Raw genomic sequence first — 17,385 nt, 5'->3', positions numbered from 1 at the left:
TCACTTGTTGCCCCGAGCCTAGCAAGCCTTTTATCAATGACAAAGAAAAGCTACCGGCGGCCCCCTCACGGGCTTTCCTTTCTGCGACGCTTTCTGGCGGGAAGACGACACCTCCGGGATTTTACCGTCATGAATTCACAATGCGCTGCAGCATTGGCACCGATTTAAACAGCGATGAGAACATATTGTGCAGGAACGGCCGCGTTCCTTTGCAGGCGCATCGTTCGCGGCGCCGCCGCTTGTTCTTAAGCTCCCGCGATCATCGACTCGGTCACGCCGACGGCACGGTTCGCGCCCGGGCACGACGTCGCCGGATCGACGGCGATCCGAGAGGCTGACGATCGTTCTGCCGCAACGGTGAGCGGCACATCTGCGTCGAGGCCGAGTCCCGTTCCCGTGCGTCCGCACCGGATGACCCAGTACGCCTGACTCGGCGGCCCCGATGGGCTACGAGGCGTCCGGCCGAAGCAATGGACGCGTGGATGCGGTTAGAGATCGAGCGGAAGTTCCTCGTGGCAGGCGTGGGCTGGCGCGACGCGGCCACATCCATTCGGCACCTGAAGGACGGCCTGGTCGGTCATTTCGCGCGCGGAAAGGTCCGGGTGCGGCTCGACGGCGAGCGTGCCTGGCTGACGGTCAAGGGCGCCCGCGAAGGCATCGCCCGCGCGGAGTTCGAGTACGAGATCCCGCATGCCGACGGCGCCGCCATGGTCGATCAGGTGTGCACCGGCAACGTGATCGAGAAGATCCGCTACTGCGTGCCGCACGACGGGCTGACCTGGGAGGTCGACGTCTTCCAGGGTTCGCTGGCCGGGATGGTCCTGGCCGAGGTCGAGCTCGCGCGGGCCGATCAGTCCTTCAGCAAGCCCGCTTGGCTCGGCGAGGAGGTGACCGGCGACCTGCGGTTCCGCCAGTCCACACTGCTCCATCTCTGCTGCGAGGCCGGCCGGCCGATCACGATGGACGACGTGCTGCGGCTGCCGGTGGCCGCTTAGCGACGCGGCCGCGCTCAGCCTGTGCTGCGCAGGGCGCGGTCGAACAGGGCGCCCATCGCCGCCCAGCCGCGCTCCGCGGCCGCGCGATCGTGGACGGGGAAGTCCGGCATCATCCAGCCGTGCGCGGCGGGATAGGTCTCCGCCGCATACCGAACACCGGCTCGCGACAGCGCCGTCTCCAGCCTCTCGGCCATCGCGGACGGATAGCTTCCGTCGTTCTCGGCGGCCGCGATATACATCTCGGCCCTCAGCGCTGGTGCCAGATGATGCGGGCTCGCGGGTTCCTCGGTCGCGAGATTGCCGCCGTGGAAGCTGGCGACGGCGGCGAACCGGTCCGGATACGTGCCGGCCGCCGTGATGGCCATGCGGCCGCCCATGCAGAAGCCTACCGCCCCGACCGCGCGCCCCGCGACGTCGTCGCGCGTGTCGAGATAGGCGAGGAGCGCCGCTGTATCGGTCGCGGCCTTGAGATTGTCCGTCGTCGCCATCAGCGGGCCGAGGATCGCTCGGAAATCGCCTTTGAACACGTCAGCGGGGACGAAGGGGCCATAGGGCCCGTAGCGGTAGAAGAGGTCCGGTAACAGAACGAGATAGCCGCCGGTCGCGAGCCGCCGCGCCATGTCGACGAGGGCCGGTCGGATACCGCCGGCATCCATGTACAGGATCACGGCCGGCTAGGGCCCCGCGCCGTCCGGCGCGACGACGTGCGTCCCGCATACGCCGTCCTCGGTCCGGATCGCGACGTGCTCGTTGACCATGCTCGGTTCCTCGACGGGGCGCCCGCACGTTCTGCGCCCGCCTTCGGAAAATCGCCAGGCCGTCGACCGCACCCCACGTCTCGGGCCGCCGATCGCCAGGAGCGAGGAGAAGGCCCGTGACCTGATCCGGTCCGGTGGTGCTGCGGCGACGGTCCACGCCTGCGACCGTGCTATCCCGGTCGCTCCGCCGCGAAGCCAGATGTCTGACGCGTTCCCGGCGCGGTCCGGTTTCGGTTTGCGGGCCGGACGGTATACGGGTCGCCGCGGCGGCCCGCGCGGTGACGGCCCCGTCGCCCGCGCCGGTCTCCGGTCTCCGGTCTCCCGATTTCACGATCCGCGGGGGCGCCGGCCTCCTTCGAGAAGGCTGCTCATGGACCAAGCGAAACCCCGGCGCGACACGACGATCGCGCGGGCGGGTGCGGGGCGGACGGGCTACGTCACGGTCCGGGGCGCGCGGGAGCACAACCTGCGCGACATCGACGTGGAGATGCCGCGCGACGCGCTCGTCGTGTTCACGGGCGTCTCCGGATCCGGCAAGTCCTCGCTGGCCTTCGGCACCCTCTACGCGGAGGCGCAGCGCCGCTACTTCGAATCGGTCGCGCCCTACGCGCGGCGGATGATCGACCAGGTCGGCGTCCCCGACGTCGACGCGATCGAGGGCCTCCCGCCCGCTGTCGCGCTCCAGCAGCAGCGCGGCACCCCGAGCGCGCGTTCCTCGGTCGGCAGCGTCACGACCCTGTCGAGCCTCGTGCGCCTGATGTACTCGCGCGTCGGCACCTACCCGCCCGGCCAGCCGATGCTCTACGCCGAGGACTTCTCGCCCAACACGCCGCAGGGCGCCTGCCCGTCCTGCGGCGGCCTCGGGCGGGTCTACCAGGCGACGGAAGCCTCGATGGTGCCGGACCCGTCCCTGACGATCCGCGAGCGGGCCGTCGCGGCCTGGCCGCAGGCCTGGGGCGGCCAGAACCTGCGGGACATCCTTGTCAGCCGGGGCGTCGACGTCGACACGCCCTGGAAAGCGCTGCCCCGGACGCTCCGGGACTGGATCCTGTTCACGGACGAGCAGCCGCAGGAGCCGGTCTATGCCGGCCTCACCCCGGAGCAGACGCGGCTCGCCCGCCGCCGCGGCCTGGAGCCGAGTTACATGGGCACCTTCACCAGCGCCCGCCGCCACGTGCTCGGCACCTTCACCAACTCGCAGAGCGCGCTGATGCGCCGCCGCGCCGCGCGCTACCTCGTGAGCGAGGATTGCCCGGCCTGCCACGGCAAGCGGCTGAAGCCCGAGGCGCTCTCGGTCACGTTCGCCGGGCTAGATATCGGCGCGCTCTCACGCATGCCGCTCTCGGCGCTCGCCGAGGCCCTGAGGCCGGCGGCCGAGGACCGGCAGCCCGAGGCCGACGCCGCACCCGCCACCCTCGACCGCGCGGTGGGCCGGAAGGACCGCGCCGAGCGTGCCGCGTCCGGTGGCTCGGCCCATGCGGGCGCGCCGGACGTGCGCGTCACGCCGAACCTGTCGATCGAGAAGCGCCTCGCCGCCCAGCGCCTGGCCTCGGACCTCATCGCGCGCATCGGGACGCTCGCGGATCTGGGCCTGGGCTACCTCTCGCTGGACCGTGTCACCACGACCCTGTCGTCGGGTGAGCTGCAGCGCCTCCGCCTCGCGACCCAGCTGCGCTCACAGCTGTTCGGCGTCGTCTACGTGCTCGACGAGCCCACGGCCGGTCTGCACCCCGCCGACGGGGACGCCATGCACGACGCGCTGGCCGAGCTGCGCGCCGCGGGCAATTCGCTCTTCGTCGTCGAGCACGACATCGGCACCATGCGCCGCGCCGACTGGCTGGTCGACGTCGGGCCGGAAGCGGGCGAGAACGGCGGCACGATCCTCTACAGCGGGCCGCCGGAGGGCCTGCGTGACGTCGCGGCGTCCCGGACGCGGCTCTACCTGTTCGGGCTGGTGGAGGCGCCCCCGCGGCCGTCGCGGGAGCCCGCGGGGTGGCTGCGCCTCGAAGGCATCGTTCGCAACAACCTGAAGGGCGTCTCGGTCCCCTTCCCGATCGGGTGTCTCACCGCCGTGACCGGCGTCTCGGGCTCCGGGAAGTCGAGCTTGGTCAGTCAGGCCCTGCTCGAGCTGGTCGGCGAGCGTCTCGGCCGGCCGGTGAAGACCGAGGACGAGCCGGACGATCCCCTGGACGAGGTGCCGGGCCCGTCGGAGGGCCGCATAGCCGGCGGCATGGACGGGATCGGGCGCCTGGTGCAGGTCGACCAGAAGCCCATCGGGCGCACGCCGCGCTCGAACCTCGCCACCTACACAGGACTGTTCGACGCCGTCCGCAAGCTGTTCGCCGCGACCCCGGAGGCTCGGCGGCGCCGCTACGATGCGGGCCGCTTCTCCTTCAACGTGGCCAAGGGGCGCTGCCCGGCCTGCGAGGGCGAGGGCTTCGTCAGCGTCGAGCTGCTCTTCATGCCGAGCGTCTACGCCCCCTGCCCGACCTGCCACGGCGCCCGCTACGCGCCGGAGACGCTGGCGGTGACGTGGAACGGGCTGAGCATCGCGGACGTGCTCGCGCTGACCGTCGACCGGGCCTGCGCGGCCTTCGCGGACGAGCCGTCCGTGCTGCGGCCGCTCACCGTGCTGCGCGATCTCGGCCTCGGCTACCTGCGGCTCGGCCAGCCGGCGACCGAACTCTCCGGTGGAGAGGCCCAGCGCATCAAGCTCGCCACCGAGCTGCAGCGCGGGCAGCGCGGCGGCACGCTCTACGTCCTCGACGAGCCGACGACCGGCCTGCACCCGACCGACGTCGACCGCCTCGTGGTCCAGCTCAACGGTCTGGTCGACGCGGGCAACACCGTCGTCATGGTCGAGCACGACATGCGCGTCGTCGCCCGGGCCGACCACGTGATCGACATGGGCCCCGGCGGCGGCGACCAGGGCGGCACCGTCGTGGCCGCCGGCCGGCCCGAGATCGTCGCCGCGGCCGCGGCCGGCCGCACGGCGCCCTATCTGCGCGAGGAACTCGCGACGGTCCGCACGCGGCCGCCGGGCTGAGGTCACCCACCGCGGCCGGCACAGGGCTCGGAGGACGAAGGCGTGCCGCGCGCACGCGTCACGCGCTGGGTTGCCGGCAGTGGTCCGACGGTCTGGCCGGTCGATCGTGTTCCGCGTCTTGCGCGCCGGAGAACGCGCTGCGGTGCAGTATCGATTAAAGTGAGGTTTGCGGGATCAGTACTGAGCCGCCGGAGTTTCAACCGTTACTGCTAAATTCTCCGGAGGATCGCCATGGGCCTCACCGCGTTCGCCGTGTTCGTCATTCCGTGGGTCCTGCTCGCGGTGTTCCTCACGCGGTCCCCTTCAACGCTTCGCCTGGGGACCGCTTCCGCGCCGTGGCGGTCCATCCCGACCCACAAGGAGATGGCCCGCGCCGACCGTCACGCGCTGCACCCGCATGGGCAGCGGGCGGGCGAGACGGACGGAGTCTCGAGCCGGGACCAGCGCGGTCGGACCGATCCGCCCGCGGGCGGTGCGCTGGGCACGAGCGTGGAGCCCACGGAGCCCGACGACAAGCTCAGCTAACAGATCCGCGCCGGGCATTCCGGCCGGACGTCACCGGCCGATCCAGCGCCGTCGGCGTGCCGCGCGGCGGACGGTTGGTCAGGCCCTGACCCGTATTGCGCCGCCGCGGACCCGACTTTCAGGGTGGCCCCCGTGCGGGCCACGGCACCCCGCCGAGCCCGGAGAAGCGCCGGTCACGCGCCCACGGTCGCGTGCGGCCTGCAGTAGCTGTCGCGCACTGCGGGAATGTCGTCGTAGCCGTCGACGGTGCAGAAATACGTGCACACCAACCAAGCGGCCAGGGCGAGGCAGAGAACTCCGTTGTAGACCCACAGGCCGATCACCCGCCGGCTCGGCAGGTTCGGCAATCCAACGACGGAGCCCGGTACCCAGTCGACCGCGAACACGATCGTGCAGAAGGCCCCCAGCACGCCGGCCATCATCACGGCGAGAGCGGTGGATGTCATGTCCCCTCCCGATCCCGCTCTCCGCCGGACATGCAGGGCGTTACGCTGACGCGACCGGCGCGGGCACGACACCTTGGGGCGGACACGCGCAGCCGAGCTCCTGTCACAGCTCCCTCCTGACCCTCCGATCCGTGCCACACCAGCTAACCGGGACGGCGCCCCCACGTCGAGATCGGAAAACGCACCGCACCTTCGTAAGACGCGCCGAAGGCAAGAAGGGTTGGCGGAGTACGCTGCCGAGCGGTTCGGTCATAGTCCTCGAAGGTTCTGTGGGCGCACTGGGGTTCGAACCTCGGACCCGCTGCGTTAAGAGGACGACGCTCCGGGCGCCGAGACGCGCATGTCCTGCTTACCGGCGTCGCCGACAGCTTGAGTGCGTTCCCGAAATTGATGGACCCGCCGATTGTCCAACGCGGGGCACCGCTGAAGTCGCTCTGCGTGCTTGCCGGAAGTCGCCTCGCCGAACAGACCGCTGCCGCCGCGAACTCGCGGTCAGAAAAGATCGCCTCGGGGTGTTCGACGACCTCCCTGTCTTCGGCCTGCGCACCGGCGCGGGCGGCTCGCGGCAGCGGATCGTCCAATGCCGCAACGCGATCGGTCAGACCGAGCGGGACACCCTCGGCCGGGTCTTGCTGCTCTGGTCGACCGATGCCTAACGAGCGGCGAGCGAGCGGCCGGTTCTGGCCAAGTCGGTTAGGATCCACGCGCCGAGGAGCGACGCGCCAAGGCGTGGGCCGTCGTGACGTCCGGGTCGAACACTGAGCAGCCACTTGGAAGCTGCGCGAGCCGCTTCACGCTGTGAGCCGGGCGACAGTCGCCGAGCGCCTCGGGGTGATCTTGAAGAGGAACGAGCCGGACGCGGCGAAAAGGGCGCGGGCCACGCTCTCAGCCATCTATGCGTGGCTGAGCGGGAACAGCAGGGCCGAGCCCAACCCCGTAGTCGGCACGATCGAGACGGCTCAGAGGAGAAGCGCTGCCGGGTTGCTCTCGCCCGACGAGATCAAGGCTCTGTTGAAGGCTTGTCGGGATGACGACTTCGGCCGCATCGTCCGCTCGCGAACGCGGAACGGTCAGCGCCGCGAGGAGGTGGCGGGCATGACGCGGGCCCAACTCGATCTCGTGAGCTGCATCTGGCGACTACCGGGCCAGCGGACCAAGAATAGTCTGCCGCTCGACGTGCCACTGTCCCGCGCCTCGACCTGCTCGCAAAGGTCCAGCCCAGTGCTGGCTGGCCGCTCCTGTTCGGTGGGGGCGCCGCCAGGTTCTCGGGATTCTTGAACGCGAAGGCCGCGACAAACGAGCGGTCTGGCGTCACGGAGTGGCGGTTGAACGATCTACGGCGGACAGTGTCCACCGGCATGAACGAGCGGGTCGTGCTGCCTCACGGTGTCGATGTCTACAATCACACCCTCTATAACGTTGAAAGGACGGTGGCGCTCGATCAGGAGTCGAATTTCTCTCGGCCACACAATCGTTGCGGACCGCTCAGTCGGTTATTTCGAAGCTCCATTGGCAAATGAGCGTAGCACTGTTTCCGAAGCTGGAGGCTATCACGCCTTGATTTAGAGTTTTTGTCACGTAGAGCCAAACATTCGATGGCAATTGGAAAATAATGAAATAATTTTCCTACGCGATGATTTGGGATTCAGTCGAAAACGGAGAGCTGAGACCGAAAATTACTTTTTTTGATCTGAATTTTCTGCCAACAAATCTTCAGTGAAATTCCGCGTATCCGTATGGGTGATATTTGCCGTATTTGCAGTCGAAGATAAATTCAGATGCAAATGATTCGCGGCTGGGCCCCTGGGGTTTCAGTGGCTGAACTGGGAGCCGACAGATGGATGCCAAGAAGCTCGCGATCATTGTCAACTGTTATAATTACGAGAAATATATAGTCGAAGCGATCGAAAGTGTGAGTTTACAACTCCCTGATGACTGTGAACTGGTCGTCGTGGACGATGGATCGACAGATAATTCGTGGACTTTGATTCAGGGCACTGGGGTAAAATGTCTACGTAAGGAAAACGGTGGTCCTGTAAGTGCCTGCGTACTCGGCTTAGATAATACGACGGCGAGGCACGTTCTGTTCTTGGATGCTGACGATAAGCTTTCTTCAGGGTCTTTACGGAAAATTGTCGGTGTATTAGATGACAAATACTCTAAGCTTCAGTTTCCCTTGTCAATAATCGATGAAAAAGGGTACGAGCAAGGTAGAATTTTCCCTGATCTGAGCGCTCAAAAAACCAAAAATTCCTACATTCAAGACATATCTGAAACAGGAGCATATGTTTCGCCTCCAACCTCGGGGAATATTTTTCGAAGAGATGTGTGCGATCTTCTTCGGGAGGCATCCTATGACACGGTGGACGGTGTAATCCTTATCGCGGCCCCGTTCATGGGCGAAATCTACACGTTCAATGAGGCGCTGGGCTACTATAGGGTTCACGATAAAAATATGTCCTCGACCGGGCGCTTGCCTTCAGTCGAGCGGCTTCAATACAGTCAAGAACGATTTTCCAATCGTTTGGAACATTTAAAGCACATACTTTCCGCCAGAAAAATTGACCATGACATTATTGGGAGTCGCAGAAATTATATATACTTGAGAGACCAGATATACATCAATATTGTCTCTGGGGAAAAGCTCACGTTGAAACAGGTAGTCGAGCTGGCGGAATATTTTCCGAAATGGTACGGTTCGGTGAGGAGATTGATGACCTTGAGCGCGGCGATCTCCATGATCTTCTTACCTAATCGTGTAGCAAAACTGATACTTCGTGTCAGGTTGAATGGTAGAACACTGCTCGCCAGAACCGCAAAATCTATCCTCAGTTACGCCCGTGGCGCCATCATCAGGCCGGGGCGCAAGGCTCTCCATGAGTGAAACTGAGCTAAGGTTTCGGCCTTCGAGCGTCCTGTCGATATCGACTGTGCATGGGTCTTCGACGTCGCAACCCAGGCGTCAAGGTTGCCGCGGCGGATGCCGGACCAGCGCACACTGAGCTGTCGCGGCGGTGGCCCATTGCCTGCCCGGCAGATCCGGCGGCGCGTGGTCGCGCTCAAGCCTGACTCCCGGCACAGGCGCTCTTGACGCCGATGGTCAGGATTATCATCGGCAGTCGCACCGCGCCGAAGGTTCCGCCCGCACCCCCCGGCTGACAGGAGCCGCGCCGCCCGCGCGCAGACTAAGCTCCCGACCCTGAGCCGACCTCAGCCCCGCCGGCATTCGTCGCGCGGGACTTCGCCGAATCCGTTCTGAGATATGTCGCACTGCGGACGGACCACATCCGGATTGACCCCTGCGCTGGGGCGCATGAGTGGCGTGCGAACCAACCCGTCGACTTGTTGATAACTATTCTTCCCAGCAGAGGAGCATGAAAGGCCATCAAATCAGTTTCCGTGCCAGATCAGTCTGACCTCCTGTCGCGGAGAGAGCACAACGGATCAAAAAGCGCTGTCTCGAGTCCGGCGATCACCGATTAGGCGACGCTGCATCCTCGCCTCCGAGGGCCTACAGGCGTCACGCTGACGGCAAGTACCCGCCCGCGCAAGATTGCGGATGACGGGTCGATGCGGATGGTTGGGAACGCGGCGATGTCGGGCGGTCAGGGCGGGAGCGGCGCAGATCCGGTCAACGGCACCGGCGGTCAGCCCGGGGCGGACGAGGTGGCGAACGGCACCGGCGCGGCCGGTGGAAACGGCGGCGCTTCTGCCCAGGGGAGCGGCGGAGGTGCGGGCGGTGCCGCGGGCTCGGTCGGAGGCGCCGGCGGCAACGGGGGAGCGGCGGCTGGTGGAACTGTCACCAACACGTCGGGAACGGGTGGCGCCTACTCGACCAACACGGGCTCCAGCTTTTTCGGGGGGGCTGGCGGGGCTGGCCTCGCCGGTCCGAATCCCGGCGACGGCGGCGGCGGCGGCGGCGGCGGCAGCCACGGCCAGTACCTCTCCAACACCGGGAATGGCGTAGGCTTCACCTTTTCGCGGACAGGCGGCATCGGTGGAGCGGGCGGTGCCGGCAACGGGACGGGCGGAGGTGGCGGCGGCGGCAGCGGTGGTTACGGCTTCGTTGAGCCCGGCCCCGGATCCTTCATCGCCAGCGCTCAGATCACCGGCGGGAACGGCGGTGCCGGCGGTGCCGGCGGCGGTCCCGGCGCTTTCGGCGGTTCCGGCGGTGAGGGCGGCATCGGACTTTTCCTCTACGGGAGCACGGGCACCAACACCGGCCAGATCACGGGCGGAAACGGTGGCCTGGGCGGGGCCGCGAACGGCGGGACGGCGGGCGTCGCGGGCCAGGGGGGAGCCGGTCTGTCCGGCGCGAACATCGCCATCACCAACACCGGCACGATCTCGGGCGGCTTCACCGGCGGCAGCACAACCGTCCGGGCCGTCGCTATCAACGTCACGGGCGGCACCAACAGCCTGACCCCCAGCACGGGAACGCTGAACGGCGGCCTCGGGATCGCCGGCGGCGCCACGACATTGCGCGTCCTCGGCAACGCTCCCAACAATCTCGGGCCCGTAGCCAACGCCGGCACGTTCGACATCTCGGGGACGACGGCCGGTGCCTCGATCACCACGCTCTCGGGCACCGGCGGGACGACGCTCGGTGCGCAGGCCCTGACCATCACCAACGGTTCGACCAGCTACAGCGGCGCGATCTCCGGTACTGGCGGCGTGGCGGTCACCGGTGGCACGCAGACGCTGACAGGGGTCAGCACCTACTCCGGCGGCACCGCGATCGGTTCGAACGGCGGCGCGGTGTCGAGTACCCTTCAGCTCGGCGGTCCGACCTCGGCCGGCACGGGGACGATCACCTTCGGCACGATGTCGGGCACGGCGACAGCGCGCCTCGGGCTCAATGTGGCGGCTCAGCCGACCAATGGTGGCACCTTCGCCAACACCATCTCCAATTTCGGTTCGGGCAACGAGATCGCGCTCGCCGGCCTGACCAACTCCAGCGTCAGCTACAACAGTGCGAACAGCTCGATCACCATCACCGGCACCCGCTCCGGTGGCGGGCAGGTGAGCGAGAACTTCGTGCTGTCGGCCCCCCGCACGACCAGCTTCGCGGCGGTGTCGGACGGCCAGGGCGGCACGATCGTGCGCGCCGCTACGGCCCCGAACCCGACGAACCCCTCTCAGCCGGCCAACCCTGCACCCTGCTACGTGACCGGGACGCGGATCCGTGTCCTGCGCGATCGGGTCATCTCGGACGTGCCGGTGGAGCGACTCGCGGTGGGTGATCTCGCAATCACGGCTGCCGGTACGCCGCGCCCGATCCGTTGGATCGGCACCCGCACGTACCGGGGATCGATGGTTCCCCCGGCCGAGCGCCCCGTCCGCATCCGGGCCGACGCACTGAGCGAGGGCGTGCCCGCCCGCGACCTGCTTGTCTCTCCAGATCACTGCCAGTGGCTGGACGGGCTGCTCGCGGCCGCGGGACATCTGGTCAACGGCTCGAGCATCACGCGTGGCGAGGCGGTGGCGGATCTCACATACTGGCACGTCGAGTTGGACACCCACGACCTGCTGCTCGCGGAGAATGCTCCGGCGGAGAGCTTCCTGGCGGCGCCCGGCGTGCGCGGGGGCTTCGATGGCGTGCAGGCCCTCGACGTCGGCACCGGGCGCATGCCCTACGCTCCGCGCGCCGAACTCGGCCCCGACTTGGCCGCGCTGCGCGGGCGCTTAGCCCTCCGCGCTGTCTCGTTGGACGGTGTTGCAGAGCCGGGCCCGGTGCGAGCGTGGCTGGACCGATGCGGCGTGACGGGCGATGAGCTGCTGCACGTCGGGGGCTGGGCGCGCGACGAGGCGCATCCGGACACCCCGCTGTGCCTGGACGTGTTGGTGGACGGTGCCGTCGTCGCGTTCGCGGTGGCGGCCGAGTTCCGGTCGGACCTGGCCGCGGCCGGCTACGGCGACGGGCGATGCGGCTTCGACCTCGGTGTGCATGTACGCCTCGCTCCGCACGTGCATCATCGTGTCGAAGTGCGTCGGTCGGCCGATGGCCTCCTGATGTGCGCCAAGCGGATGGATGCGGCAGGGTCTTGGATTGCGCTGTTGGCAGCGTAGCGTCGATCGGGACATCCAGCGCCGACCCTCAGCCCCGCCGCGCGGGGCTTTTTCGGCGGCTTGCCCGCGACCGAGTCGATGTGGGCGAGGCGCATCGTGCGACGGTCACGATCGTGAACCAGTCCCCTTCATTTGCGCGCTCATCTTCGAAGTCGACCGTTAGAATTCAATGCTCGAAGCGTTGCGATGGCATGGTGAGCCGAAGCCCTCGGCCGTGAAGCGAGCTTCCGCGGACCTAGCTCGCCCGTCGAGGTTTTGCGGACAGAGAGCGCTTCAACGCTGCGATGAAGATTGTCGGCCGGTCTGCCTTGTCACCGCGCGCTCCACGGGATCGAGATCCTATGAGCCCGCAGTAGGCTAGGTCTTGGTGGGCGCACTAGGGTTCGAACCTAGGACCCGCTGATTAAGAGTCAGCTGCTCTACCAACTGAGCTATGCGCCCGATCGCTTCTGCGACCGCCCGGTGGCCACCAAGTCCGTCCGGGGTGGCGGGCTGATACCAACGCGGCCGGGGCCTGTCCACCCCCGGCCGCCGCTTTTTCTCATTCCGCCGCCGCATGCTGTGCATGCACGCGCACGGAATGGGCCGACAGCTTGTTCAGCGCCGACAGATACGCCTTCGCCGACGCCACGAGCGTGTCCGGATCGGCGCCGCGCGCGGTGACGCTGCGCTCGCCGTCCCGCAGCCGCACCGAGACCTCCGCCTGCGCGTCCGTCCCGCCGGTCACGGCATGGACCTGATAGAGTTCCAGCTGCGCCTGATGCGGGACCAGCGCCGAGATCGCGTTGAACACCGCGTCCACCGGCCCGTTGCCGTCCGCCTCCTCGATCCGCGTTCCGGTCTCGTCGGCGATCCGCAGAGTCGCGCGCTGCGGTCCGCGGGTGCCGGCGATGACCGACAGCGAGACCAGCCGGATGCGGTCGTGGGCCGTGGCGAGGTTCTCGTCGACGAGCGCCTCGATATCCTCGTCGTAGACGTGCTTCTTCCGGTCGGCCAAGGCCTTGAACCGGTCGAAGGCGTCCTGGAACTGGTTGTCCGACAGGTGCAGGCCGAGATCCTCCAGCTTGGAGCGGAACGCCGCCCGGCCGGAGTGCTTGCCCATCACCAGGGAGGTCTTGGTCAGCCCCACGGAGGCCGGCGTCATGATCTCGTAGGTCTCGGCGTTCTTCAGCATGCCGTCCTGGTGAATGCCGCTCTCGTGCGCGAAGGCGTTGCGGCCGACGATCGCCTTGTTGAACTGCACCGGGAAGTTGGTGGCGTGGCTCACGAGCTTGGAGGCGCGGGTCAGCATCGTCGACTCGACGCCGGTCTCGTAGGGCAGCACGTCGGCGCGGGTGCGCAGCGCCATCACGATCTCCTCGAGCGCCGCGTTGCCGGCCCGCTCGCCGATGCCGTTGATCGTGCACTCGACCTGCCGGGCGCCGCCCTCGATGCCGGCCAGGGAATTGGCGATCGCGAGGCCCAGGTCGTTGTGGCAATGGACCGAGAACACGGCCTTGTCGGCGTTCGGCACGCGCGCGCGGACGTTCGCGAACATGTCGCGGTACTCCGACGGCGTGGCGTAGCCGACCGTATCGGGGAGGTTGATCGTCGTGGCGCCGGCCTTGATCGCCGCCTCGACGCAGCGGCACAGGTAGTCGAGCGGCGTGCGGGTCGCGTCCATGGCCGACCACTCCACGTCCTCGACGAGGTCGCGGGCCTGGGCCACGGTCTTGAGGATGATCTCGACGACCTCGTCCTGGCTCTTGCGCATCTGGTGCGCGAGATGGATCGGCGAGGTGGACACGAAGGTGTGGATCCGCGCGCGCTTGGCATGGCGCACGGCCTCGCCGGCCCGGGCGATGTCGGCGGGGATCGCGCGGGCGAGGCCCGCGATGGTCGCGCGCTTGGTCCTCCGGGCGATCTCCGAGACCGCCTCGAAATCGCCGTTCGACGCGATGGGGAACCCGGCCTCGATGATGTCGACGCCCATCGTGTCGAGCAACTCGGCGACCGCGAGCTTCTCGTCGAAGGTCATGGTGGCGCCGGGGCACTGCTCGCCGTCGCGGAGCGTCGTGTCGAAGATCAGGATCCGGTCGCGGGCGGAAGCGGTGCTGGTCGTAGTCATGGCATTACCCTGTCGCGGGCCGCCCGGCACGTGATGGCGCGGCGCGGCGTGGTGCCCTCGCGGGCGGATTCGCGAATGAAAGAACTCCCCTGAAGGCCCAGGCGCGCGCCCGGACGGCCCTCAGGGGCGGGTAAGCAGAAGCGGGAGAAGGAGCCCGGAGCGGCGCGCACGGGACCGAAGCGCCGTAGCGGCGGCGCGGGCGGTCTCGGTCGCTGAGCCGGCTCTGGCCAAGGCTCGTCTCTCCTGTCGGCGACCCGCGCGGGACCTTCTCACGGCGCGGTGCCGCCCGTAGGTATCCCCGGATCGACCGGAACACAAGCGAGACCGACGTGTCCGGAGGCGCCGGCCGGGACGGGCGCGGCCGGCGCCTCCGCGAGGATCGCTGCCGCGAGATCGTCGTAGAACAGCATCTGCCCCGCGGCCCAGACCTCGAACTCAGCCAGCAGCGTCGGGTCGAAGGCGGTCAGGTAGCCGCCGGCGATCCGGATCCATCCCGCGGCCTCGGCCTCGCCGAGCAGGTTGCCGACATGGGCCCGCGACACGTCCAGCCGCTCGGCGAGGCTGCGCAGGCTGAGCGACACCGCCGCCGGCGCGCCGGGCACCGTGGCGGCATATTGGGCCCCGACCAGGGCCGTGAGCAGCGGGTAGCCGCAGTCCCGTCCGGCGAAATGGAGCACCCGCGGGAACGGCGCGATGAGCGTGCCGTGCCGCAGCACGTGGGCGGCCGAAAGGCGCACCAACTCCCCGAGCCGGTCGGGGCCGTCGAGCATCCCGGCGTGGCCCGGGTCGCGACGGGTCACCGCATCCATGGCGGCGACGAACAGGCGCCCGCTCCGCGCGATCTCGGTCACCAGGGCCGGCGCCGCCTGCAGGCATTTCACGCGCCCGTCGCCCCGATCCGCCACCGCGGTGACGAATCGCCCGGCCTTCAGGGCCGACACGAAGCCGGCCGTCTGCCTCGGGCTCGATCCCACCATCGCCTGGAGGACCGTCAGGGTGGGACGCGGGCCCCCGTGATGGCGCCACGCGTAGTCGTTGTGGATCAGCATGAACGAGACCACGTAGCGCCCGATCTGATTGAGCAGCTTGTGGCTCGGCCAAACAATCTGCGCCGGTTCGATCATGCCCTGGCAGTAACCGGCGACCGCCAGGCGGAAATCGCGCTCGGATCGAAGCAGAGCGATCCGCGCCCGGAAATGATCGTCCAACATCCGCGCCCCGAATCAGCCGGATCCGGCCGAAGGGATGCCGCGCGCCCGGCCTTCGGTCCAGGATTTCCTGCAAAGTTTGGACTCGGTGGTGAAGAACGCGCCGGGATACGACTCGCAGTGCTTGTCTCAGCGCTGCCGGAGCGAGCGGTCCGCCGGGCCTGGCCGGCGTCAGATGCGAAGGGGACCGTCCACCGTGTGCGATCTGCATCGACCCTCTCTCTCCCGGCGCGGCCTGCTGGCCGCGGCCGCGGCCGGTACCGTGATGGGGGCTTCCGCCGGGATCCGGCGGGCCGAGGCGGCCCCCGACGGCGCGCGATCGAACGCCATCACGCCCGAGGCGGCCCTCACGCGGCTGCGCGACGGCAACGGCCGCTACGTCGCCAACACGTCGACGAACCGGGACTTTTCGGCCGGTCGCGCCGCGCGGGCCGCGGCGCAGTATCCGATCGCGTGTATCGTCGGCTGCGCCGATGCCCGGGTCGCCCCGGATTTCATCTTCGACCAGGGACCGGGCGATCTGTTCGTCGTCCGCGTCGCCGGCAACTTCGTCACCACCGACGGTCTCGCCAGCCTCGAATACGGCGTGTCGGTCCTGGGCGCGCCGCTGATCCTCGTCCTCGGCCATTCCGATTGCGGGGCCGTGAAGGCGACGATCGACCTCATGAAGACCAACGCGTCGCTCCCCGGTCATCTCCCCGTGCTGATCGAGGCGATTCGCCCGGCGGTGGATCTGGCCGAAAAGGCGCGTGCGCAGGATCCCCTCGCAGAGGCCATCGCTCAGAATGTCCGGCACAGCGTCCGGCGCCTCGAGCAGGCCGGCCCCATCATCGCGGAGGCCGTCGCCGCCGAGCGGGTGAAGGTCGTGGGCGGCTTCTACGACATCGGCACCGGCCGGGTCGTGATCCTCTGACCGCGGTGCCCGATCCGTCCCGGCCTGCGGGCCGGCGCTTTGCCGAAGCTTGCCAATGACGGTGCAGCCTCGATAAAGCCCGCCGGCACGTCGAGACCGAACCCGCGAGACCGTCATGGCCAGCTACAAGCTCCTGCTCCTCCCCGGCGACGGGATCGGCCCGGAGGTCGCCGGCGGCATGCAGGTGGTGCTCGACACCCTCAAGGAGACCGGTCTCGCGACCTTCGAGACCGAGACCGACCTCGTCGGCGGCAGCGCCCTCGACGCGCACGGCGTCCCGCTCGCGGACGCGACCCTGCAGCGCGCGAGGGACGCGGACGCCATCCTGCTCGGCGCGGTCGGCGGACCGAAATGGGCCGGTGTCGCCTACGAGAACCGCCCCGAAGCCGGCCTGCTGCGCCTGCGCAAGGAACTCGACCTCTTCGCCAACCTGCGCCCGGCGATCTGCTACCCGGCGCTGGCCGAGGCCTCGGCGCTGAAGCGCGAGCTGGTCGAGGGACTCGACATCATGATCGTGCGGGAGCTCACCGGCGGCGTCTATTTCGGCGAGCCGAAGGAGATCACCACGCTGGAGGACGGCTCCAAGCGGGCGGTCGACACCCAGGTCTACACGACGGCCGAGATCGAGCGGATCGCCCACGTGGCCTTCGACCTCGCCGGCAAGCGCTCGGGCCGGGTCGCCTCGGCCGAGAAGCACAACGTGATGAAGTCCGGCGTCCTCTGGAAGGAGGTCGTCACCAAGGTGCACGCCGCGCACTACGCCGACCTGCAGCTCGAGCACATCCTGGCCGACAACTGCGCCATGCAGCTGGTGCGCCGGCCGAAGCAGTTCGACGTCCTGGTGACCGACAACCTGTTCGGCGACGTGCTCTCCGACATCGCCGCCATGCTCACCGGCTCGCTGGGCATGCTGCCGTCGGCCTCCCTCGGCGCGGTCGACGCGAGCGGCCTGCGGCGGGCGCTCTACGAGCCGGTCCACGGCTCGGCCCCCGACATCGCCGGCCAGGACAAGGCCAACCCGATCGCCATGATCGGCTCGCTCGCCATGTGCCTGCGCTACTCCTTCGGCCTCGGCGACGCCGCCGACGCCCTCGACGGCGCCATCACCGACGCCCTCGCGGGCGGCGCGCGCACCGCCGACATCGCCGGCGAGGGCACGAACCCGATGGGCACGCGCGCCATGGCCAGCGCGGTGGCGGACGCGCTCCGCACCCGGGTCGGCTGAGACACGTCTTCCGCGCGTCGCAGCACCGGGGTCGGTCCCCAGCCGCGTGTTTCGACGCATGGCGGTCGGGCGCGACCTTCGCTATGACGCGCC

Annotated in this window: 12 protein-coding genes and 1 tRNA gene; 8 read left to right on the top strand and 5 right to left on the bottom strand. The window is 68.3% G+C overall.

All coding sequences use genetic code 11. From position 1 onward, the window contains the following. Window positions 1–482: 482 nt before the first annotated feature. The gene (locus BMY19_RS07175; RefSeq protein WP_100251333.1) at window positions 483–995 is read left to right on the top strand and encodes a CYTH domain-containing protein; all 513 of its coding nucleotides are present in this window, start codon (window positions 483–485) and stop codon (window positions 993–995) included. A 14-nt stretch (window positions 996–1,009) separates the two neighbouring features. Here BMY19_RS07175 and BMY19_RS07170 read toward each other — a convergent pair whose 3' ends face one another. After that, on the bottom strand, window positions 1,010–1,663 hold the full coding sequence (locus BMY19_RS07170) for a dienelactone hydrolase family protein (protein ID WP_280141608.1): 654 nt from the start codon (window positions 1,661–1,663) through the stop codon (window positions 1,010–1,012). A 460-nt stretch (window positions 1,664–2,123) separates the two neighbouring features. Between BMY19_RS07170 and BMY19_RS07165 the strand changes: the two genes are divergently transcribed. Beyond that, window positions 2,124–4,799 carry an excinuclease ABC subunit UvrA gene (locus BMY19_RS07165; RefSeq protein ID WP_100251283.1) on the top strand — a complete coding sequence of 892 codons (2,676 nt, stop codon included), beginning with the start codon at window positions 2,124–2,126 and terminating at the stop codon, window positions 4,797–4,799. Window positions 4,800–5,030: 231 nt separating this feature from the next. Next, a complete protein-coding gene (locus BMY19_RS07160) occupies window positions 5,031–5,324 on the top strand; it encodes a hypothetical protein (RefSeq protein ID WP_100251282.1) in 294 nt (97 codons plus the stop codon). Between the two features lie 173 nt (window positions 5,325–5,497). Here BMY19_RS07160 and BMY19_RS07155 read toward each other — a convergent pair whose 3' ends face one another. Continuing rightward, entirely contained in the window at window positions 5,498–5,770 is a 273-nt protein-coding gene (locus BMY19_RS07155; protein ID WP_020092139.1) for a hypothetical protein, read from the bottom strand. A 512-nt stretch (window positions 5,771–6,282) separates the two neighbouring features. Between BMY19_RS07155 and BMY19_RS30805 the strand changes: the two genes are divergently transcribed. From BMY19_RS30805 to BMY19_RS31240, 3 genes are all read left to right on the top strand, one after another. Further along, the gene (locus BMY19_RS30805; protein ID WP_170862919.1) at window positions 6,283–6,426 is read left to right on the top strand and encodes a hypothetical protein; all 144 of its coding nucleotides are present in this window, start codon (window positions 6,283–6,285) and stop codon (window positions 6,424–6,426) included. A 1,181-nt stretch (window positions 6,427–7,607) separates the two neighbouring features. Next, on the top strand, window positions 7,608–8,654 hold the full coding sequence (locus BMY19_RS07150) for a glycosyltransferase family 2 protein (RefSeq protein ID WP_100251281.1): 1,047 nt from the start codon (window positions 7,608–7,610) through the stop codon (window positions 8,652–8,654). Window positions 8,655–9,364: 710 nt separating this feature from the next. Beyond that, a complete protein-coding gene (locus tag BMY19_RS31240) occupies window positions 9,365–11,839 on the top strand; it encodes a Hint domain-containing protein (protein ID WP_280141607.1) in 2,475 nt (824 codons plus the stop codon). Between the two features lie 365 nt (window positions 11,840–12,204). Here the strand turns inward: BMY19_RS31240 and BMY19_RS07140 are convergent. The 3 genes from BMY19_RS07140 to BMY19_RS07130 form a co-directional block, all read right to left on the bottom strand. Next, window positions 12,205–12,280, bottom strand: a tRNA-Lys gene (locus BMY19_RS07140). 100 nt (window positions 12,281–12,380) lie between these two features. After that, entirely contained in the window at window positions 12,381–13,946 is a 1,566-nt protein-coding gene (locus tag BMY19_RS07135; protein WP_012319619.1) for a 2-isopropylmalate synthase, read from the bottom strand. 269 nt (window positions 13,947–14,215) lie between these two features. Next, entirely contained in the window at window positions 14,216–15,157 is a 942-nt protein-coding gene (locus tag BMY19_RS07130) for a hypothetical protein (RefSeq protein WP_100251280.1), read from the bottom strand. 193 nt (window positions 15,158–15,350) lie between these two features. On the opposite strand from BMY19_RS07130, the gene BMY19_RS07125 reads away from it, so the two are divergent. Both BMY19_RS07125 and leuB read left to right on the top strand, forming a co-directional pair. After that, window positions 15,351–16,067: a carbonic anhydrase gene (locus BMY19_RS07125; protein WP_100251279.1), complete on the top strand. Its 717-nt coding sequence runs from the start codon at window positions 15,351–15,353 to the stop codon at window positions 16,065–16,067. A 115-nt stretch (window positions 16,068–16,182) separates the two neighbouring features. Next, the gene (gene leuB / locus BMY19_RS07120) at window positions 16,183–17,292 is read left to right on the top strand and encodes a 3-isopropylmalate dehydrogenase (RefSeq protein WP_091976423.1); all 1,110 of its coding nucleotides are present in this window, start codon (window positions 16,183–16,185) and stop codon (window positions 17,290–17,292) included. The last annotated feature ends 93 nt before the right edge of the window (window positions 17,293–17,385 follow it).

Origin of the sequence: Methylobacterium sp. UNC300MFChir4.1 (genome assembly GCF_900110155.1) — a bacterium.
Classification (GTDB): Bacteria; Pseudomonadota; Alphaproteobacteria; order Rhizobiales; family Beijerinckiaceae; genus Methylobacterium.
Note: the sequence above shows the minus strand (reverse complement) of the source record. Positions and strands in the feature narration are given on the sequence as shown.